The organism is Xanthomonas sp. NCPPB 3218 (assembly GCF_056725185.1).
Genome location: NZ_CM161516.1, coordinates 4,333,551 through 4,352,274, shown reverse-complemented (window position 1 = coordinate 4,352,274; position 18,724 = coordinate 4,333,551). Strand labels below are relative to the sequence as shown.

The window sequence follows — 18,724 nt, the reverse complement described above, 5'->3', positions numbered from 1 at the left end:
CGCTGCGCGCCAGCGACCGGCACCCCGCAGCATCGTCGGTCGCGCACGCCGAGCATACCGCGCGCATCTGCGCCTGCCACCGCCGACCAGGCAGGTTTCGCACCGCGATCCGGGCAGTTGAAGCCGCGCCAGCGGCCATTCGTCGCCCGGGGGCGTTCGCCCGATCGCTTGCCGGCTATGCTCGCCGCGTCCCAACCCAACGAGCTCCCACCCGTGTCTGCCAGCGTCTTCCTGATCGTGCGTATCGTGTTCGCCTGGGCCGCCGCGTTGCTGGTGGCCGCGATCATGTGGGCGCAGCTGTTCGGCTCCACCGGCGCGTTCTTCGGGCTGATCTGCGTGGTGCTGCTGACGCTTGCCCTGATGAGTGCGATCACGCATGTGCGCCGGGTGCGCCTGATCGCCGGGCGGCTGGATCACGACACCTTGTCGACCCGCCAGCGCCGCCAGATCGAGGTGCCGCTGGACGTGCAGGCCAGCTTTGTCGTGGTCGAAGAGGCCGTGCGCGCGTTGCCGCGCGTGCAGGACATCGAATGCGCGCCCGGCAGCCTGCTGATCCGCGCCAAGGTGCGCCGCATCGACCCTTACGAAGGACGTCAGCCCTCGCGCTGGAACCTGTTCGCGCGTTTTGCGATCAAGCGCAACCAGGTGCTGGTGACGATCACGCCGGGGCAGGGCACCAGCAGCGTCACGGTGTTGTGCGAACCCGACGCCGGTGCCTGGGTGGACCTGTTTGCGGTGGACGAAGGCAGCAATTACGAGAATGCCGAGGCGATCAATCGCGCGGTGGTGCGCCGGGTCGGCGAGCAACGTCGCGACGAGCAGGCCGCGGCCGAGCAATCGGTGATGGAAAAGGAACTGGCGGTGGCCCGCCTGAACCTGCTGCATGCGCAGGTCGAGCCGCACTTTCTCTACAACACGCTGGCCAGCGCACAGGTGCTGGCACGCACCGACCCGCCGCGCGCGGAGATCATGATCGGGCACCTGATCCAGTACCTGCGCAGCTCGCTGCCCAGCGCCGACGGGGCCATCTCCACCCTGGGCGAGGAACTCGAACGCACCCAGGCCTATCTGGAAATCCTGCGCATCCGCATGGGCACGCGGCTGGTCCTGCAGGTGGAGGTGCCGTACGAGCTGCGCGCGCTGCAACTGCCGTCGATGATGCTGCAGACCCTGGTGGAGAACGCGATCAAGCACGGGCTGGAACCCAAGCCCGGCGGCGGCACGATATGGATCCTGGCGCGTCGCGTCGACGACCATGCCACGCTGACCGTGGCCGACGATGGCCAGGGCTTCGGCACCCACACCCAAGGCACCGGCATCGGCCTGAAGAACCTGCGCGAGCGGCTACAGTTGATCTACGCCAGCAAGGCCAGCTTTGCCATCGTGTCCAATTTCCCCAGCGGTGTGGCCGCCACCATCAGCCTGCCGCTGCCGGCGCCGATGACCGCCACACGCATGCCGCCGCCGTTGCCAGGCACGCACAGCTCCACCGCGCAGGTGCAGGCATGAGCGCGCTGCGTGCGGTGATCGCCGAAGACGAAGCGTTGCTGCGGCAGTCCCTGCTCGCGCTGCTGGCCGAGGTGTGCCCGCAGCTGCAGGTGGTGGGCGAATGCGAAGACGGCGCCGGCGCGCTGGAGACCATCGCCGCGCAGCAGCCGGATGTGGTGTTCCTGGATATCCGCATGCCCGGGCTCACCGGCATCGAGGTGGCGCGTGCGCTGCGCGAGGTCAGCCCGCGTACCCAGGTGGTGTTCGTCACTGCCTACGACCAGTACGCCATCGATGCGTTCGAACACGGCGCGGTGGACTACCTGCTCAAGCCGATCAGCCGCGAGCGCCTGCAGGCCACCTGGCAGCGCGTGCAGCAACGCGCTGCCGCCGGCCAGCCGGACGGCCAGCTGCTGGAGGCCTTGTTGCAGCGCCTGTCCGCGCGCCCTGCTGCCGCCAGCGCCGCGCCGCCGTTGGCCTGGCTCACCGCCAGCAGCGGCCGCGAGACGCGCCTGATCGCGCTGGACGAGGTGGCGTATTTCCAGGCCGACCAGAAATACACCACGGTGATGACCGCCGCCGGCGAGGCGATCCTGCGCACGCCGCTGCGCGAGTTGCTCGACGTGCTGGATCCGCAGGTGTTCAAGCAGATCCACCGCTCCACCATCGTCAACATGAAGGCGGTCGCCTCGGTGGTGCGCGAGGACACCGGCAAGGGCCGGCTGGCACTGCGCGGGCGCAGCGAAACGCTCACCGTCAGCCAGCCCTTCATGAGCCTGTTCCGCGGCATGTAATTCCCCCGATCGCATCGACTGAAAGGATTGCTGATATGCGCCTGATCGCCTCCCTCGTGTATTGCCTGCTTGCCTTGGCCGGTTGTCACGACCGCAATGGCACCACCTCCATCACCCGCGCCACCAGCAATGGCCAGGACGTGATCTTCAGCAAGACCCTGGCCACCGCTACCGACCTCAATGTGCACTGCCTGGCCAGCAGCAGCGGTCGCTGCCATTACCTGGTGTACGAGGAACACTGCGCCGCGCCTGCCGCGGGCAACACCACAGGCACGCCGGCCTGCGCACGCAGGACGCTGGACAGCTTTGCGCTAACGCCCGGGCAGGTGCGCGAACTGCGTGGCATTCCGCGTCAGGCGCATACCTGTGTGGATACCAGCGCGCCCAGCGCCGATTGCCATGGCTGAGCGGGCGTTGCCGGCCTGGCTCGGCGGAAACATGTTTCAGCTATGTAGCAAGCGATGCTGCAACCGGACGCAAGCCTGAATACGCACTGACGATCAGCGGCCGCTTCTGCGATCATTGCGGGCTTGTTGCCGGTTCACGGCGTCCTCACTGCCAGGCTTCTCATGTCCGAACAATCGCTACGCCGCGACGTTGGCCCCTTCGCCCTCATGCTCACCGGCCTGGGCTCGATCATCGGTTCCGGCTGGCTGTTCGGTGCCTGGCGCGCTGCCGGCCTGGCCGGCCCCGGTGCGATCTGGGCCTGGATTCTGGGTGCGGCGATCATCACCACCATCGCGCTGTCCTACGCGGAACTGGGCGCGATGTTCCCCGAGTCCGGCGGCATGGTGCGCTACAGCCATTACTCGCACGGCTCGCTGGTGGGCTTCATCGCCGGCTGGGCCAACTGGATCGCGATCGTGTCGGTGATCCCGGTCGAGGCCGAGGCCTCGGTGCAGTACATGGCCTCCTGGCCATGGGCCTGGGCGCAGGGCCTGTATGTGCAGGCACCCGGCGGGGCCGGGGAGTTGTCGGTGCCCGGCCTGCTGATCTCGGCAGTGCTGGTGCTGGTGTATTTCTTCCTCAATTTCTGGAGCGTCAAGCTGTTCGCGCGCTCCAATACGCTGATCACCGTGTTCAAGCTGGTGGTGCCGGCGGCGACCGGCGTGGCCCTGATCGCCAGCGGGTTCCACAGCGAGAACTTCAGCGTCGGCATCCACGGCGACGCGCACGTGATCGACCTGGCCGCGGTGCTGACTGCGGTGGCTACTGCCGGCATCGTCTTCAGCTTCAACGGCTTCCAGAGCCCGGTGAACCTGGCCGGTGAAGCGCGCAACCCGGGCCGCAGCATTCCGTTCGCGGTGCTGGGCTCGATCGCGCTGGCCACGGTGGTCTACGTGATCCTGCAGGTGGCCTACATCGGCGCGGTGCCGCCGGACCTGCTGGCCAAGGCCGGCTGGCACGGCATCGATTTCCGCTCGCCGTTCGCCGAGCTGGCCATCATCGTCAACCTGCATTGGCTGGCCATGCTGCTGTACATCGATGCGTTCGTCAGCCCCAGCGGTACCGGCATCACCTATACCGCCACCACCGCGCGCATGGTCTACGGCATGGAAAAGAACGGCACCATGCCGTCGGTGCTGGGCAAGCTGCACCCGGTCTGGGGCGTGCCGCGCATGGCGATGTTCTTCAACCTGGCGGTGTCGTTCGTTTTCCTGTTCTTCTTCCGCGGCTGGGGCACGCTGGCGGCGGTGATCTCGGTGGCGACCATCATTTCCTACCTCACCGGCCCGATCAGTGCGATGGCGCTGCGCCGGCACGCGCCGGAGCTGCATCGCCCGCTGCGCATCGCTGCACTGCCGGTGCTGGCCGGCGTGGCCTTCGTGATGGCGACCGAGCTGCTGTACTGGGCGCGCTGGCCGCTGACCGGCGAGATCATCCTGCTGATGGTCGTGGCGCTGCCGGTGTACTGCTACTACCAGGCCAAGCAGGGCTGGCCGGATCTTGGGCGCAACCTCAAGGGCGCGGCCTGGATGATCTGCTACCTGCCGACGATCGCGCTGCTGTCCTGGGCCGGCAGCAGCGACTTCGGCGGGCACGGCTACCTCAGCTATGGCACCGATCTGGCTGTGGTCGCGGCGGTCGGCGCGGTGTTCTACATCTGGGGTGTGCGCAGCGGTTGGCGTACGCCGTCGGTGGAGAAGGCTGTCGCGCAGGCGTGAGCGCCTGATCGCTGATTGCTGCTGAAACAAGGCGTCTGTCTCCGGGCGCCGCAAACAAAAAACGGCCGGTGCACTGCACCGGCCGTTTTTTGTTGGTCGTCACGCACGCGATGGAGTGCAGCGACTGGCGCCGCCTGGCAGCGCACGCCGTGTTGCGATCGGACGTCGGGCAGGTCGATCAGGCCGTTTCGTCAGGCGCGCGGCATTGCCGATGCCTTGCAGCAATCACCGCATCCATCGCCACACCGCTACGCCAGCGTCCCCGCCGCCGCGCTATGGGGAGCGGTATTGGTCACCAGCCGCGGCGCACCATCGAAGCGGTCCAGATCACGCAGCAATTCGGTGTAGCGACGCAGCCGCCCCATCTCGCGCATGTTGACGATGTCCTCGTGGCGCAGCTCGCGCTTGGAACTGACCTCCTGCTTGTAGCGCAGCACTTCTGGATAGCGGCGGGTCATGTCCAGCGCATCGGCCACGCATTCGACCGAGTCGGCATCCGGGGTGACCCGTGCACGGCTGTTGAAGGCGCGCAGCCAGCGTTCGAAACCGGCGCTGTGGTCGAACAGATCGGCGATGTACCACATGACGAACAGGATCGAGGCCCACGAGGTAAAGATGATCACCACGCGGCTGAAGGTCAGGTGGTAGTCGTTCTGCCAGAGCTGGTGGGTGATCACGCCCAGCAACACCAGCGAGATCGCCTGCCAGCCGATGATCGAGGCGATCACCCACTGTTTCTTGGCCACCTTGAGCAGATTGAGCTCCTGGTCGAGCTGTTCGTCGGTCTTTTCGCGCCAGTGCGCGACCTGCTCGTCGAAGGAGAGCCGATGGAGTGCGTTGTCCTGCAATAGCAGGCCCAAACCTTGGAACAAAGCGATCATGACAAGCTCCTGACGGATGGCTGGTACGAACGACTTGCTGCACCCGGCAACGCGCCGGTGCCCTGGAGCGACCGGGCAGCGGCTGGCAGTGATGCTGGCCGGTACACGGACGGCCCTAGTTCTAGCACTTTCGCCGTGCTTGGCAATGCCTGCTGCGCGCCGAAGGCCAGCCAATCCTGCGTACCGGCGCACAAATCGCAGTATTCAGGCGCTTTGCAGCGTTTGTCGGGCGATTGCAGCTGCGGTGCGCCGTGATTCTTGCTGCACTGCACACTCGCGCCTGCGTGATTGCCTCCGTGGCGTTGCGGCCGGCGCGACCCAGTCCGGCGTACAGATCGCGTGAGCGCCGCGCAAGCATGCATGCCGCGCAAGGTCCAGCGACAGGCAAGCACCCGTCGAGACGATCGGCGCGCATCGATACGAACAGCGCACACGGCGCCGCCTTTCACCAATCCCGAATCCCAAATCCCCAATCCCAGCCCCTCAGCACCACGACGCGATCTTGCAACCGCCTAGGTATCCTTGCGCGCATGTCAGCCGTCCTGCGTACCCTCACTGCTCCCGCCGCCAGGCAGATCCATCGCTGGGTGCTGGGCGCGTTTCCCCGTGGCCAGAGCACCATCGACTACGACCAGCCACTCGGGGATCCCGGCATCTTCGGGCCCGACAGCGTCACCTGGCGCGTGCATTCCGAATTCCCCGGCATGTTGTCCGGCGGACTGTGCGCATTGATGCTGCAACTGCTGCATCCACGCGCGCTGGCCGGGGTCTACGACCATTCCAACTTCCGCGCCGACCTGATCGGGCGGCTGCGGCGCACCACCAATTTCGTCGCCGGCACCACCTATGCCCCGCGCGCCGAGGCCGAGCAACTGATCGCCCGCGTGCGCAGCATCCATTCGCATATCCACGGCCACACCGCCGACGGCGTGCCGTACGACGCCAACGACCCGCAGTTGCTGACCTGGGTGCACGTCACCGAAGCCTACGGTTTTCTGCAGGGCTGCCGACGTTATTGCCGCGACGTGCCGGCGCACATTGCCGATCGTTACTACGACGAAGCGCGCCGCGTTGCCGAAGCGCTGGGCGCCACCGATGTGCCCGCCAGCGAAGCACAGGTCGATGCGTATTTCGCCACCGTGCGCGGGCAGTTGCGCATGGACACGCGCTCGCGCGAGGTGCTCGACATCCTCACCAGCATCCAGTTGCCGGTGCCGGCGGCCGGCCTGTCGCGCGGGGTGTTCCTCGGTGCCGGTACCGCCCTGTTGCCGGGCTGGGCCAGCGACATGCTCGGCCGCACCACCACGCAGCGCGCACAGGCACATGCGTCGGCGCGGCTGTTGCGCAGCCTGTCGCCCCTGTTCCGCACCGCGCTACGCGACGGGCTGTCCGCACGCGCCTGCCGCCGCATGCAGCTGCCGCAGACGATATTGCTGGAGTGGCCCGGGGCGCAGTGAGTGCGGGTGCTTGCCTGGTGTGCAGGGCGTTGGTTTGAAGGGGGGGGCTGGCTACCAGATCCGCACCCGTTGCTCTGGCGGCAGGTACAACTGCTCGCCCTGCTGCACATTGAACGCCGGATACCAGGCATCGAGGTTGCGCACGGTCTGCGCGCGGAAACGTCCGGGTGCATGCACGTCGGTGAGCACGGCATTGCGTAGCGCCGCGTCGCGGTACTTGCCGCGCCAGGCCTGGGCAAAGCCCAGGAAGAAGCGCTGGTCCGGGCTGAAACCGTCGATGGTCTGGGGCTGCTTGCCCTGCAGCGACAGCTGATAGGCGTCGTAGGCAGTGGCCAGGCCGGCGACATCGGCGATGTTCTCACCCAGCGTCAGCTTGCCGTTGACGCTCAGGTCGTCGAACGGCTTGTACGCACTGAACTGCGCGGCGAGCGCATTGCCGGCGGCCTCGAATTTTTTCAGGTCCTGCGGCGTCCACCAGTTGTGCAGCTCGCCATGTTCGTCGAACTGCGCGCCCATGTTGTCGAAGCTGTGGCTGATCTCATGGCCGATCACCGCGCCGATGGCGCCGTAGTTCACCGCATCGTCGGCGGCCGGGTCGAAGAACGGCGGCTGCAGGATCGCGGCCGGAAACAGCAGGCGGTTTTCCAGGGGTACGTTCAGCGCGTTGACCTCCTGCGGCAGCATGTACCACTCGCGGTGATCCACGGCCTTGCCCAGCTTGGCCAGATTGCGCCGGTACTCGAACAGCTCGGCGCGCTGCACATTTCCCAGCGCGTCGTCGCGGCGCACATCTAGCGCGCTGTAGTCGCGCCAGGTGTCCGGATAGCCCACCGCCACCGTCAGCCCGGAAATCTTGGCCTTGGCATGCTGCTTGGTCTGCGGGCTCATCCACTCCAGCGCGTCGATGCGTTTGCCGAAGGCGGTGACGATGTTCCTGACCATCTCCTCGGCACGCGTCTTGGTCTGGGCGCTGACGTACTTCTGCACATAGCGCTCGCCCACCGCTTCGCCCAGGGCCGCGTTGGTGGCGTCGATACCGCGCTTCCAGCGCTGCCGTTGTTGCGGTGTGCCTTCCAGCGTGGTGCCGTAGAACGCAAAGCGCTCATCGGCAAAGGCCTTGGACAGATACGGCGAGGCGCGGTCCAGCGCGCGAAAGCTCAGGTAATCCTTCCAGGTCTGCAGCGACTCGGAGCGCACCAGCGCCGACAACCCGGTCACCGCGCCGGGCTGCCAGACGATGAAGTCCTGCTGCGCCTTCAGGCCGGCCGCTTCGAAGAACGGCGCCCAGTCCAGGCCGGGCGCGTTACGCGCAAAATCGGCCTGTTTCCAGGGGTTGGCGCCGGCCTGCACGTTGTTGGTCTGTTCGGCGGTGGCGTGCACGCGCGCCATCGCGGTTTCCAGGGCCAGGATCCGCTCGGCCCTGGCCGCCGCGTCATCGATGCCGGCCAGTTCCAGCAGCTTGACGATGTGCGCGCGGTAGGCGTCGCGCATCTGCGTCATGCGCCCGTCGTCCAGATAGAAGCTGCGGTCCGGCATGCCCAGACCGCCCTGCACCAGATACGGCACGTAGCGGCCCGGATGATGCAGATCCTGCGAGATCCACAGACCGAATAGCCGGTCGGTATGGAAGTTGGTGGAGTTGAGCAGATCCACATCGGCGCGCAGCTGGCCGCCCAGGGTGCGCGCCAGCGCCTGCTTGTCATCCAGCTGCGCAATCGCGTCCAGTTCCGGCTGCACCGGGCGCACGCCCTTGGCCTCGATCCCGGCTTCGTCCATGTAGGCCGCGTAGTAATCGCCAATCTGCTTGTCTTCGCCGGTGACACGGTCGTTGGCGGCGGCGCCCTCGATGATGTCGCGGCTGTGCTGCTCGGTCTCGATCGCGATGCTGACGAAGCTGTTGAAGCTGGAGCGGTCGTCCGGGATATGGGTGGTCCTGACCCAGTTGCCGCTGGCGTAGCTGAAGAAGTCGTCGCCTGGTGCCACGCTGCGGTCCATGCCTGCCGCATCGAAACCGAAATCGCCCAGCTTGGGCGTGGTGGGCGCGGGCTTGGCGTGCGCCGTCGTTGCCGGTGAAGTGCCATCGCGGTGGCACGCGGCGGTGCTCAGCAGGGCAGCCGACAGCGCAGCGATCAGGACAGGACGGTGCAGAAGAGCCATGCGAGTGCAACTCGGAAACGAAAAACAGACATACCAGTGTAAATTGCCGCCGTCGCCACGTCCCGACGCGATGGCAGCGCGCAGCCGGCATGGCAGCCTGCGGACACGCGCGGTTCAGCGCCGGCGCTGGTACCAGAAACCCAGCGCATCGCGGGTCTGCAGCATGCCGCGCCCGCGCCACAGAAAGCGCAGCAGCAGGCTCAGGTGCTCGCGCTTGGAAAAGCTGCGCAGCTTGCGGTCGGAGGTGTGCACGGTCTGGCGCAGGATCACGAACCGCCCGCAGCGTGCCAGCGCGCGGCTCAATGCCACGTCTTCGCCGGCGTAGTAACGCGTATCGAAGCCGCCGGCGCTGACGAATGCCGCGCGCGTGCAGAACAGGAAGCAGCCCGGGGCAATGCCGCTGAGACGGAACAGCCAGCCGAACGTCGCCTGCGCCATGCGTTCGAACCACGCGCGCCTGCCCTGCAGATGTACCTGCGCGCCACCGCCGACCGCGCCGGCATCCAGCGCCGCCAGCGCCGCGCCGACCACCTGCGGATTGATCAGCGTATCGGCGTCCAGAAACAGCAGGCGATCGCCCTGCGCCTGCTGCACGCCGGCATTGCGGGTGGCGGCGATATGGCGCAGTTGCACCTCCAGCACCTGCGCACCGGCCGCGCGCGCGATGGCGGCGGTGTCATCCTCGCAGGCATCGGCCACCACGATGACCTCGTAGTCCAGCTGCATGGCCTGCGCACAGGCGTGCAGGCATTGCAGCGTCTGGCCGATCAGTGCGGCCTCGTCATGGGCGGGGATCACGAAGGACAGCATGGCAGGGCGTGTCACTCGGACGGTGGTGATGCCAAGTGTGCGAGCCATACCGGTGCGATGGCGTGAGCGCATGCAATCGCCGCACAGCTGCGACTGCGTGCACTCAAGTGAGCACGCTCAGCGGCTGAGCGCGCCCATCATCGCTTCCGGATACCGCGTACCGGACGCGGCCTGCAACGGGAAGATCGCATCGATGCGTGCGAGCTCGTCCGGCATCAGCGCCACATCGAGCGCGCCGAGGTTTTCTTCCAGGTAGGCCAGCCGCTTGGTGCCCGGGATCGGCACCAGATCCTGGCCCTGCGCCAGCACCCAGGCCAGCGCCAGCTGCCCCGGCGTGATGCCCTTGTCGGCGGCGATCGCCTTGACCTGCTCCACCAGTTGCAGGTTGCGGGTGAAGTTCTCGCCCTGGAAACGCGGCGAATGGCGACGGTAATCGTCGGCCTCGAAGTCGTCCGGCGAGGCGAATGCGCCGGTCAGGAACCCGCGGCCCAGCGGCGAATACGGAACGAAGCCGATCCCGAGCTCGCGCACGGTGGCAAAGACGCCGTTGTCCTCGGGCTCGCGCGACCATAGCGAGTATTCGGTCTGCACCGCGGTGATGGGATGCACCGCATGCGCACGGCGGATGGTGGCTGCAGCAGCCTCCGACAGCCCCAGGAAGCGCACCTTGCCCTGTTCGACCAGACGCGACATCGCACCGACGGTGTCTTCGATCGGCACGTTGGGGTCCACGCGGTGCTGGTAGTACAAGTCGATGTGCTCCACGCCCAGGCGGCGCAGGCTGGCTTCGCAGGCCGCCTGCACATAGTCCGGGCTGCCATCGATGCCGCGCACCGACGGGTCGTTGGGGTCGAGCTTGATGCCGAACTTGGTGGCCAGAAACACCTCGTGCCGGCGCGCGGCAATGGCCTTGCCGACCAGGATTTCATTGGTGTGCGGGCCGTACATGTCGGCGGTGTCGAGCAGGCTGACGCCGTGGTCGAGGGCGCGATGGATCACTGCGATCGAGCCGGCCTCGTCGCTGCGATCGCCGTAGAACGCGCTCATGCCCATACAGCCGAGGCCGAGCGCAGAGACGGTGGGGCCGGAACGGCCAAGCGTGCGGGTTTGCATGGTGGAGGAAACTCCGTGCGGCGAACAAGTCAGGGGAGGATGCGGCGGCGCGCGTTAGCACGATGTGGCCCGTGCGATGAAGGCGCTGTGGGCGGCTGGCGGGCTGCCGTGGCGTCCGCCGGGCGCACGGGCAAACGGCGCACAGCCAAGCAGTCGGCAGCACAGTGCAAAAAATCTGGGCGCTCGACGCGACTCCACGCAAAACCCGCGCATGGCGGCAGGCCAGGGCCCACCGCCATACGCGGGTGTTCTTATGTGGGCGCTACCACTGGCCGCTTCAGCCCTTGAGCTTGCCGGCGAATTCGGCCACGCGCTTGCCGAGCAGCTTGGCGGTTTCCAGATCGCCGCTGCGCGGCGCTTCTTCCGGCGAGGCATCGGAGGGCGAGATCGCCAGCGCGCCTGCCGAGCCGGCGGTCCAGTTGATGTCCTGCGGACCGTGCGCCTTGGTGTTGGACGGCAGCAGGCCGGTACCCACCCAGACCTGGCCGTGCTGCTGCGACAGCGTCCAGAAATACTGGATGGTGGCGTACTTGTCGCCGTTCACCGAGGCCGAGTTGGTGAAGCCGGCTGCGATCTTGTCCTTCCAGGCCTGCGCAAACCACGGCTTGGAGCTGGCGTCGGCAAACTTCTTGAACTGCCACGCAGGCCCGCCCATGTAGGTGGGGCTGCCGTAGATGATGGCGTCGGCTGCGCCGATCGCCTCCCAGGCGTCGTCGGGCAGGTTGCCGTCCTGATCGATGCGGTACAGCGTGGCCTCGCCGACGCTGGCAGCGCCGGCATGCACGGCTTCGGCCAATTTGACGGTGTGGCCGTAGCCGCTGAAGTAGATGATGGCGATCTTGCTCATGCGCAATCCTGTTGATCCGGGTGGGGGCCCGATTGTGACCACACATGCCGTGTCAGGTTAATGACCATCGACGGGACGTACTGTTGCCGGGCTCATCAGCGCGCGGGATCGCCCATGCTGTCGACCAAGTAGTCGATGAAGCTGCGCACCTTCGGGGCCAGGTGGCTGCGGCTGGTATAGACGGCAAAGATGCCGATCTCCCCCAGTGCGTACTGCGGAAGGATGCGCACCAGCCGGCCGGCGGCCAGATGCTCGTCGGCCAGGAAGTCCGGCTGCATCGCGATGCCCAGGCCGGCCACCGCCGCTGCGCTCAGCACATGCCCGTTGTTGGCGCGCAGGCTGCCGTGGATGCGCACATCGCTATCGCCATCGGGTCCATGGAAGCGCACCTCGTCGCCGTTGGGCGAGTAGTGGTACAGCAGGCAGTCGTGGCCGGCCAGGTCGGACGGATGCGTCGGGGTGCCGGCACGGGCCAGGTAGGCCGGCGCCGCGCAGGGCACCAGGCGGACCGTGCCCAGGCGCCGGGCGATCAGCGTCGGCGCCGGCTGCCGGGTGATGCGGATGGCGACATCGAAGCCTTCTTCGACCATGTCCACCAGCCGGTCCGACAGCGACAGGTCCAGTTCCACCTGCGGGTAGCGAGCGCAAAAGCCCGGCAGCAGCGCGGCCAGGCGCTCGATGCCATAGCTCACCGGCGCATTGACGCGCAGCACCCCGGCCGGCTCCAGCGCCTGTGCGCCGACCGTGGCCTCCAGATCGTCCAGGTCGGCCAGCAGTTGCAGGCAGCGCTGGTAATACGCGGTGCCGGCGCTGGTCAGGCTGACCCGCCGGGTGGTGCGGTTGAGCAGGCGGGTGCCCAGCCGTTGCTCGAGCGCGGCGACCTGCCGGGTCACGTTGGCGGTAGAGCGGTCCAGCGCATCGGCGGCCGCGCTGAAGCCGCTGCGTTCGGCCACTGCCGCGAACACGCGCATCGCATCGAGGGTATCCATGGGTGTCCGATTGTTGCTTTGATCGCAATAAATTATCCGAACTAAAACTATTTATCAGAAATTTGTAAGCAATAGGCTGTGCAGGTCCTCACTGGAGTCCGTCCAATGTCCACCTCGCTTGCTTCCCCGCGTACCGCTGCCTACGGCGCCGCCTTGTTGCGCATCAGCCTGGGCGTGCTGTTCCTGGCCCACGGCCTGACCAAGTTGCTGGTGTTCACCCCGGCCGGCACCGTGGCTTATTTCCACTCGCTGGGCCTGCCGGGCGCGCTGGCCTATCTCACCATTGCGCTGGAACTGGGTCTGGGCCTGTCCCTGCTGCTGGGTATCTATGCGCGCTGGGTCGGGCTGCTGGGCGTGCCACTGCTGCTGGGCACCATCGTCAGCGTGCACGGCGGCAACGGCTTCGGCTTTTCCAATCCGGGCGGCGGCTGGGAATACCCGGCGCTGTGGGCGGTGTTGCTGATCGTGCAAGCCCTGCTCGGCGAAGGCGCGTGGGCGCTGAAGCCGGCGCGTTGAGGCTGCCTGTCGTTCTTTCGAGGAGTACGCCATGACCCGTTTGCCTTCCCTGTACATCTCGCACGGATCGCCGATGACTGCGCTGCAGCCGGGGCAGGTCGGCGAGCGCCTGGCCGAGCTCGCGCAGACCTTGCCGCGGCCGCGCGCGATCGTGGTGGCATCCGCGCACTGGCTGGGCCGTCGCCCGCTGGTCAGCGGCGCGGCGCGGCCGCCCACCATCCATGACTTCGGCGGCTTTCCGGCACCGCTGTACGAGCTGGAATATCCCGCGCCCGGCGAGCCGGCGCTGGCGCAGCAGATCCTGCGCCGGCTGGAACAGGCCGGCCTGCATCCGCACCTGGATCCGCAGCGCGGCTTCGATCACGGCGTGTGGGTGCCGCTGCGCCTGCTGTATCCGGACGCCGACATCCCGGTGGTGTCGGTGTCGATCCAGCCCGAGCTGGGGCCGGCGCACCAGTTTGCGGTCGGTCGCGCGCTGGCGCCGCTGCGCGAAGACGGCGTGCTGGTGATCGGCTCGGGCAGCATCACCCATAACCTGCACGACTTCCGCCATGGCTACAGCGCCGAGCGCGAGGCGCCGTATGTGCGGCCCTTCATCGAGTGGACCGAGCGCAAGCTGGTGGAGGACGACATCGCCGCGTTGCTGGACTATCGCCGGCAGGCACCGCATGCCGCTCGGGCGCATCCCACCGACGAGCACCTGTTGCCGCTGTACGTGGCGATGGGCGCCGCCGGCGCCGACCGGCTCGGCGCACGGCGCATCGATGCCGGCATCGACGCGGGGTTTCTGGCGATGGATATCTACCGGTTCGACGGCGATCCCGGTGATGATCGCGCGCTTGCGGGCCCGGTCGCCGCCTGAGCCCTGGCGACCGCAGCACGCCTGCACCGTCGCCGTCACCGACGGGGCAGGCAGCATGCCGGCCCCGCAATCCCGAGGCACCACCCAGCCGCCTGCAAGCCAAGGCATGTGGCCAGTTACTGCCGCTGCAAACCGGTGTGGTGCGGTGGCTACAGCTAGCAAGACCCATGGCGATACGGCTTGGTACCTACGGCGCACCGGCCCGCAGCGACAAGGCATGCTGCCGACAAGAGCCGGCAGCGCAGCGCTCTGAAGCATTCACGATGAAGTGCGGTGCAGTCTCATAGGCTGAGACGCCTTCACGACATGCTGCTTGCGTGAAAATCCTCGACAAACTCGCAGTGCTGGCCGATGCGGCCAAATACGACGCGTCCTGCGCCTCCAGTGGCGCGAACAAGCGCAATTCGCTCGGCACCGGCGGGATCGGCAGCACCGAGGGCATGGGCATCTGCCACTCGTACACGCCCGACGGCCGCTGCGTGTCGCTGTTGAAGATCCTGCTCACCAATTTCTGCGTGTTCGATTGCGCGTATTGCGTCAACCGCGTGTCCAGCAACGTGCGCCGTGCGCGCTTCACGCCGGAAGAAGTAGTCACGCTGACGCTGGACTTCTACAAGCGCAATTACATCGAAGGCCTGTTCCTGTCCAGCGGCATCATCCGCAACTCCGATTACACGATGGAGCAGCTGGTGGAAGTGGCGCGGCAGCTGCGCGAGGTGCATCACTTCGCCGGCTACATCCACCTCAAGACCATCCCCGATGCAACGCCGGAATTGCTGGCCGCCGCCGGCCGCTACGCCGACCGCCTGAGCATCAACGTGGAGCTGCCGACCGAGCAGGGATTGACGCTGCTGGCGCCGGAAAAAAGCGTCGGCGGCATCCGCTCGGCAATGGGCGAACTGCGTTGGCGCATCGAAGAAAACCAGCTGGAGCGCAAGGCCGAAAAGCTGCGCCGCGCCAAGCCGCCGCGTTTTGCGCCGGCCGGGCAGAGCACGCAGATGATCGTCGGCGCCGACGATGCCAACGATCGCAGCATTCTGGACACCAGCCACAATCTCTACGGCAATTACCGGATGCGCCGGGTGTACTACTCGGCCTTCAGCCCGATCCCGGATGCCTCGTCCAAATTGCCGCTGCAGGCACCGCCGTTGCAGCGCGAACACCGGCTGTATCAGGCCGACTGGTTGCTGCGCTTCTACGAGTTCAGCGTGGAGGAGATCGCACCGGCGCAGTCCAGCGGCATGCTCGATCTGGACGTGGATCCGAAGCTGGCCTGGGCGCTGCGCAATCCGGAGCGGTTTCCGGTGGATCTGAACGCGGCGCCGCGCGAGATGCTGCTGCGGGTGCCGGGCCTGGGCACGCGCAATGTGGAGCGCCTGTTGTTGTCGCGCCGGCATGCGCGCTTGCGGGTGGGCGACCTGGCGCGGTTGCGGGTGCCGATGAAGAAGCTGCTGCCGTTTGTGAGCGTGCTGGACCATCATCCGCGCCAGCGCCTGGACGACCCGGTGCGCTTGCGCGCGCAACTGGCGCCGGCACCCAGACAGGCGAGTCTGTTCGATTGAAACCGCAGCTGGCCGCCGCCATCCGGCGCACCGCCGCGTCCGCTGGCGTCTGCCGTGTTGCCGGGCAAGCTGCCCGAAGCGCGGAGAAGGGGCGCATCAGGCGCAAAGCTGCCACTGAAGGCCAGTGCTGACACAGGAACGCGACGCTTTGCGAATCCCCAATCCCAAATCCCCAATCCCACCTCTCCATCCTGACCACCGCGATGTTCAACGCTGACGTCGAGCCGGGCTGGAGCCTTGAAGCATGGCGTGCGCTGGCGCGGGCAGGGTGGTGCGCGCAGGTGGAGCCCGACTCCATCGCGTGGAATGGCGGAGCGCAAGGCGGCTTGTTGATGGGGCAGGGGCTGCTGGATTTGCCGGCCGTGGCTGCAGCGCCGCGGGTGTCGGCGGAGTTCCTGCAGATGGCGGGAGCGGTGTTGTGTCACCGCGATCCGCAGCGCTATGCGGTGCTGTACCGGCTGTTGTGGCGGGTGGCCTGCGGCGAGCGCGCGCTGCTGGAGCGGGCCACCGATGTCGATGTGCATCGGGTGACGCAGTGGCAAAAGGCGGTGCAGCGCGATACGCACAAGATGAAGGCGTTCGTGCGCTTTCGGCGTTTGCCGGTGGAAGAAGAAGACTTCGTGGCGTGGTTCGAGCCCGAGCATTGGATCGTGGATCGGGTGGCGCCATTTTTCGCGCGCCGCTTCGCCGGCATGCGCTGGGCGATCCTCACCCCGTATCGCAGCGTGCGCTGGGACGGTGAGGCGTTGACGTTCGGCGAGGGTGCCGTGCGCACCCAGGTGCCGGCCGACGATGCGCAGGAGACGCTCTGGCGCACCTATTACGCGCATATCTTCAATCCGGCGCGTCTCAATCCGACCATGATGCGGCAGGAAATGCCGCAGAAATACTGGAAGAACCTGCCCGAGGCGAGCCTGTTGCCGGAGCTGATCCGCGAGGCCGGGGTGCGCGTGCGCGAGATGGCCGAGCGTGCGCCCGAGCCGGTGCGGCGGCGAGTGCCGGCGGCGCCGGCGCCGACCCCGGAAGTGGCCACGCAAAGCCTGGCGCAGTTGCGTGTGGCCGCGCGCGATTGCCGGCGTTGCGCGTTATGGCAGCCGGCAACGCAGACGGTGTTCGGCGAAGGGCCGAGCGATGCGTCGGTGATGGTGATCGGTGAGCAGCCCGGCGATGAAGAGGATCTGAGCGGGCGTCCGTTCGTCGGGCCGGCCGGGCGTCTGTTCAACATGGCGCTGGGCGAGATCGGCATCGACCGCGCCACGATTTACGTGACCAATGCGGTCAAGCATTTCCGCTTCGAGCAACGCGGCAAGCGGCGGCTGCATCGCAACCCGGAACGGTCGCATGTGCAGGCCTGCAGCGGCTGGTTGCATGCCGAACGCGCACAGCTGCGTCCGGCGCAGATCGTCTGCCTGGGCGCAACCGCGGCACAGGCGGTGCTGGGAAACGGATTTCGCTTGATGCAGCAGCGCGGCCAGTGGCAGCGGCTGGACGACGGCACACCGGTGCTGACCACCGTGCATCCCTCGTGGGTATTGCGGCAGGGCTCGGAGGCCGCGCGCGAGGAAGGCTACCGCGGGTTTGTCGAGGACCTGCGCCAGTTGCTGGATGCACCGGTTGCTGCAGAGCGCATGGTGAAGACATAAAAGATGCGCGTGCAAATGCACGCGCACGGTGTCGGAGAACGAGACACCAAGTGGAACCACTGGCGAGCCAGTGGTTCCCTCACCGCCGCTTTGCGGTGTGGTGGCGATGCCTGGAGCTTGTTTCCAGGCATGCGCGGATACAACGATTCAGCAGTGTCTGCGCCTAAATCTTGTGCAGCCGATGCGCCGACGTTGTTGTGCAAGGCCAGCGCGGCCAACCACTTGAAGCAGGAGCGACAAGCAGGATTGCTGCAGGATGGTCAGGCAGGCGCTGTGGGTGTTCGACATCGGCATGTACCACCCGTACCTGCCGGTGTCGAGCGCAGCGTCCACGCCTACCCGAGTGCTTGCGGCAATGCAGCTGCTCAGAACGTTGCTGGCGCAATTCGTCGTCGACCCATCGACGGAACCTGGCTGCGTTCCGCCGATGCAGGTCACGCGCCTGCGACTGCCTGCGTCAGGCAGCGAGCTGCCGTTACGGCATCAACACCTTGTCGACCACGTGGATCACGCCATTGCTCTGCATGACATCGGCAATGGTGACGTTGGCGGTGTTGCCCTTGGCATCGGTGATGGTGACCTTCTTGCCGTTGAGCTTTGCGGTCAATGCCTCGCCCTGCACGGTGGTCAGCGAGGCGCTGCCGCCGCCGGCCTTGATCTTGGCGATCAGCGATGCGGCGTCGACCTTGCCCGGTACCACGTGATAGGTCAGCACCTTGGTCAGCGTGGGCTTGGATTCGGGCTTGAGCAGCGTTTCCACCGTGCCGGCCGGCAGGGCGGCGAATGCGGCGTTGGTCGGGGCAAACACGGTGAACGGGCCCGGCCCCTTCAGCGTGTCGACCAGGCCGGCGGCCTTGACCGCGGCGACCAGGGTAGTGTGGTCCTTGGAGTTGACGGCGTTGTCGACGATGTCCTTGGTCACCAGCATCGGCGCACCGCCCACGGTCGGGTTCGATGCGGCGTAAGCGGGGGCCATGGCGCTGGTCAGGGCAATGGCGGTGGCAATGGCAAGCGACTGGAATGAGGTCTTCATGAGGCATCGATCCTTTGGGTAAGCGACTGCCTGGATGGCAATCGTAGTGCTGGATACGCGGGTAGATGCAGCGCGGATGCATCACGCGGTTTTTACACGGGCGTACCTGGTGCCGCGTTGCTCGAGATCGTCATAACGCAGACGTCGACACAGCCTGTTGCGCTCGCTGGGCTCGGGCGGCAGCAGCAACCCAGGCATGTGCCGGTGGTCGAAACCGAAGCGATGCAGGTCGAGGTGCCATTGCAGACAGGACGCGATTCGCCTGCCGCCGTCCATGCAATACGCAGCCAGTGCAGGCAAGGTTCAATGCGTTGCTGACGACAGTTACCAGCAAGCGCAAATAGGGCGGGCAGGATTATCTTTAGGCCTGCAACCTGATTATCGAATGCGTGAATATCAGGTGGTTT

Annotated in this window: 16 protein-coding genes and 1 pseudogene; 9 read left to right on the top strand and 8 right to left on the bottom strand. The window is 66.7% G+C overall.

Annotated features, from left to right (window positions below; all coding sequences use genetic code 11):
* Nucleotides 1-213 precede the first annotated feature (213 nt).
* From AC1PLS_RS18000 to AC1PLS_RS17985, 4 genes are all read left to right on the top strand, one after another.
* On the top strand, nucleotides 214-1,509 hold the full coding sequence (locus AC1PLS_RS18000; RefSeq protein ID WP_481103914.1) for a sensor histidine kinase: 1,296 nt from the start codon (nucleotides 214-216) through the stop codon (nucleotides 1,507-1,509).
* Entirely contained in the window at nucleotides 1,506-2,282 is a 777-nt protein-coding gene (locus AC1PLS_RS17995) for a LytR/AlgR family response regulator transcription factor (protein ID WP_102251152.1), read from the top strand. Before AC1PLS_RS18000 ends, AC1PLS_RS17995 begins: the two co-directional genes overlap by 4 nt.
* A 35-nt stretch (nucleotides 2,283-2,317) precedes the next feature.
* Complete coding sequence (locus AC1PLS_RS17990; RefSeq protein ID WP_024940773.1) at nucleotides 2,318-2,689, top strand: hypothetical protein; 372 nt, start codon at nucleotides 2,318-2,320, stop codon at nucleotides 2,687-2,689.
* Between the two features lie 162 nt (nucleotides 2,690-2,851).
* Nucleotides 2,852-4,447 carry an APC family permease gene (locus AC1PLS_RS17985; protein ID WP_024940772.1) on the top strand — a complete coding sequence of 532 codons (1,596 nt, stop codon included), beginning with the start codon at nucleotides 2,852-2,854 and terminating at the stop codon, nucleotides 4,445-4,447.
* A 248-nt stretch (nucleotides 4,448-4,695) separates the two neighbouring features.
* Here the strand turns inward: AC1PLS_RS17985 and AC1PLS_RS17980 are convergent.
* Nucleotides 4,696-5,417: pseudogene (locus AC1PLS_RS17980) on the bottom strand (hypothetical protein).
* A 441-nt stretch (nucleotides 5,418-5,858) separates the two neighbouring features.
* Between AC1PLS_RS17980 and AC1PLS_RS17975 the strand changes: the two are divergent.
* Nucleotides 5,859-6,785 carry an oxygenase MpaB family protein gene (locus tag AC1PLS_RS17975; RefSeq protein ID WP_481103913.1) on the top strand — a complete coding sequence of 309 codons (927 nt, stop codon included), beginning with the start codon at nucleotides 5,859-5,861 and terminating at the stop codon, nucleotides 6,783-6,785.
* A gap of 51 nt (nucleotides 6,786-6,836) precedes the next feature.
* On the opposite strand, the gene AC1PLS_RS17970 is transcribed toward AC1PLS_RS17975, so the two are convergent.
* The 5 genes from AC1PLS_RS17970 to AC1PLS_RS17950 all read right to left on the bottom strand — a co-directional run bounded on the left by AC1PLS_RS17970 (nucleotide 6,837) and on the right by AC1PLS_RS17950 (nucleotide 12,701).
* Nucleotides 6,837-8,906 carry a M13 family metallopeptidase gene (locus tag AC1PLS_RS17970; RefSeq protein ID WP_184615299.1) on the bottom strand — a complete coding sequence of 690 codons (2,070 nt, stop codon included), beginning with the start codon at nucleotides 8,904-8,906 and terminating at the stop codon, nucleotides 6,837-6,839.
* A gap of 150 nt (nucleotides 8,907-9,056) precedes the next feature.
* A complete protein-coding gene (locus AC1PLS_RS17965) occupies nucleotides 9,057-9,752 on the bottom strand; it encodes a glycosyltransferase (RefSeq protein ID WP_126966592.1) in 696 nt (231 codons plus the stop codon).
* Nucleotides 9,753-9,869: 117 nt separating this feature from the next.
* Nucleotides 9,870-10,865: an aldo/keto reductase gene (locus AC1PLS_RS17960; RefSeq protein WP_024940767.1), complete on the bottom strand. Its 996-nt coding sequence runs from the start codon at nucleotides 10,863-10,865 to the stop codon at nucleotides 9,870-9,872.
* Nucleotides 10,866-11,142: 277 nt separating this feature from the next.
* Nucleotides 11,143-11,712, bottom strand: a complete 570-nt coding sequence (locus AC1PLS_RS17955) for a flavodoxin family protein (RefSeq protein ID WP_039518741.1) — start codon at nucleotides 11,710-11,712, stop codon at nucleotides 11,143-11,145.
* A 95-nt stretch (nucleotides 11,713-11,807) separates the two neighbouring features.
* On the bottom strand, nucleotides 11,808-12,701 hold the full coding sequence (locus AC1PLS_RS17950; RefSeq protein WP_167763635.1) for a LysR family transcriptional regulator: 894 nt from the start codon (nucleotides 12,699-12,701) through the stop codon (nucleotides 11,808-11,810).
* A 105-nt stretch (nucleotides 12,702-12,806) separates the two neighbouring features.
* On the opposite strand from AC1PLS_RS17950, the gene AC1PLS_RS17945 reads away from it, so the two are divergent.
* The 4 genes from AC1PLS_RS17945 (at nucleotide 12,807) to AC1PLS_RS17930 (ending at nucleotide 17,284) form a co-directional block, all read left to right on the top strand.
* Nucleotides 12,807-13,217 carry a DoxX family protein gene (locus AC1PLS_RS17945; RefSeq protein ID WP_184379389.1) on the top strand — a complete coding sequence of 137 codons (411 nt, stop codon included), beginning with the start codon at nucleotides 12,807-12,809 and terminating at the stop codon, nucleotides 13,215-13,217.
* A gap of 31 nt (nucleotides 13,218-13,248) precedes the next feature.
* A complete protein-coding gene (locus AC1PLS_RS17940; RefSeq protein ID WP_184433356.1) occupies nucleotides 13,249-14,079 on the top strand; it encodes a dioxygenase family protein in 831 nt (276 codons plus the stop codon).
* A gap of 317 nt (nucleotides 14,080-14,396) precedes the next feature.
* A complete protein-coding gene (locus AC1PLS_RS17935) occupies nucleotides 14,397-15,641 on the top strand; it encodes a putative DNA modification/repair radical SAM protein (RefSeq protein ID WP_016900902.1) in 1,245 nt (414 codons plus the stop codon).
* Nucleotides 15,642-15,844: 203 nt separating this feature from the next.
* Nucleotides 15,845-17,284 (top strand): UdgX family uracil-DNA binding protein, encoded by a 1,440-nt coding sequence (locus tag AC1PLS_RS17930; RefSeq protein WP_184433359.1) that lies wholly within the window; start codon nucleotides 15,845-15,847, stop codon nucleotides 17,282-17,284.
* Nucleotides 17,285-17,759: 475 nt separating this feature from the next.
* On the opposite strand, the gene AC1PLS_RS17925 is transcribed toward AC1PLS_RS17930, so the two are convergent.
* Both AC1PLS_RS17925 and AC1PLS_RS17920 read right to left on the bottom strand, forming a co-directional pair.
* Nucleotides 17,760-18,317, bottom strand: coding sequence for a fasciclin domain-containing protein (locus AC1PLS_RS17925; protein ID WP_016900899.1), 558 nt, complete (start codon nucleotides 18,315-18,317; stop codon nucleotides 17,760-17,762).
* 81 nt (nucleotides 18,318-18,398) lie between these two features.
* Nucleotides 18,399-18,593 (bottom strand): hypothetical protein, encoded by a 195-nt coding sequence (locus tag AC1PLS_RS17920; RefSeq protein WP_481103912.1) that lies wholly within the window; start codon nucleotides 18,591-18,593, stop codon nucleotides 18,399-18,401.
* Nucleotides 18,594-18,724 lie beyond the last annotated feature (131 nt).

Excerpts from the sequence above, each read along its gene's own strand:
- AC1PLS_RS17995 (WP_102251152.1), top strand. The coding sequence starts at position 1,506 with ATGAGCGCGCTGCGTGCGGTGATCGCCGAAGACGAAGCGTTGCTGCGG.
- AC1PLS_RS17990 (WP_024940773.1), top strand. The coding sequence starts at position 2,318 with ATGCGCCTGATCGCCTCCCTCGTGTATTGCCTGCTTGCCTTGGCCGGT.
- AC1PLS_RS17985 (WP_024940772.1), top strand. The coding sequence starts at position 2,852 with ATGTCCGAACAATCGCTACGCCGCGACGTTGGCCCCTTCGCCCTCATG.
- AC1PLS_RS17975 (WP_481103913.1), top strand. The coding sequence starts at position 5,859 with ATGTCAGCCGTCCTGCGTACCCTCACTGCTCCCGCCGCCAGGCAGATC.
- AC1PLS_RS17965 (WP_126966592.1), bottom strand. The coding sequence starts at position 9,752 with ATGCTGTCCTTCGTGATCCCCGCCCATGACGAGGCCGCACTGATCGGC.
- AC1PLS_RS17960 (WP_024940767.1), bottom strand. The coding sequence starts at position 10,865 with ATGCAAACCCGCACGCTTGGCCGTTCCGGCCCCACCGTCTCTGCGCTC.
- AC1PLS_RS17955 (WP_039518741.1), bottom strand. The coding sequence starts at position 11,712 with ATGAGCAAGATCGCCATCATCTACTTCAGCGGCTACGGCCACACCGTC.
- AC1PLS_RS17950 (WP_167763635.1), bottom strand. The coding sequence starts at position 12,701 with ATGGATACCCTCGATGCGATGCGCGTGTTCGCGGCAGTGGCCGAACGC.
- AC1PLS_RS17945 (WP_184379389.1), top strand. The coding sequence starts at position 12,807 with ATGTCCACCTCGCTTGCTTCCCCGCGTACCGCTGCCTACGGCGCCGCC.
- AC1PLS_RS17940 (WP_184433356.1), top strand. The coding sequence starts at position 13,249 with ATGACCCGTTTGCCTTCCCTGTACATCTCGCACGGATCGCCGATGACT.
- AC1PLS_RS17930 (WP_184433359.1), top strand. The coding sequence starts at position 15,845 with ATGTTCAACGCTGACGTCGAGCCGGGCTGGAGCCTTGAAGCATGGCGT.
- AC1PLS_RS17925 (WP_016900899.1), bottom strand. The coding sequence starts at position 18,317 with ATGAAGACCTCATTCCAGTCGCTTGCCATTGCCACCGCCATTGCCCTG.
- AC1PLS_RS17920 (WP_481103912.1), bottom strand. The coding sequence starts at position 18,593 with ATGGACGGCGGCAGGCGAATCGCGTCCTGTCTGCAATGGCACCTCGAC.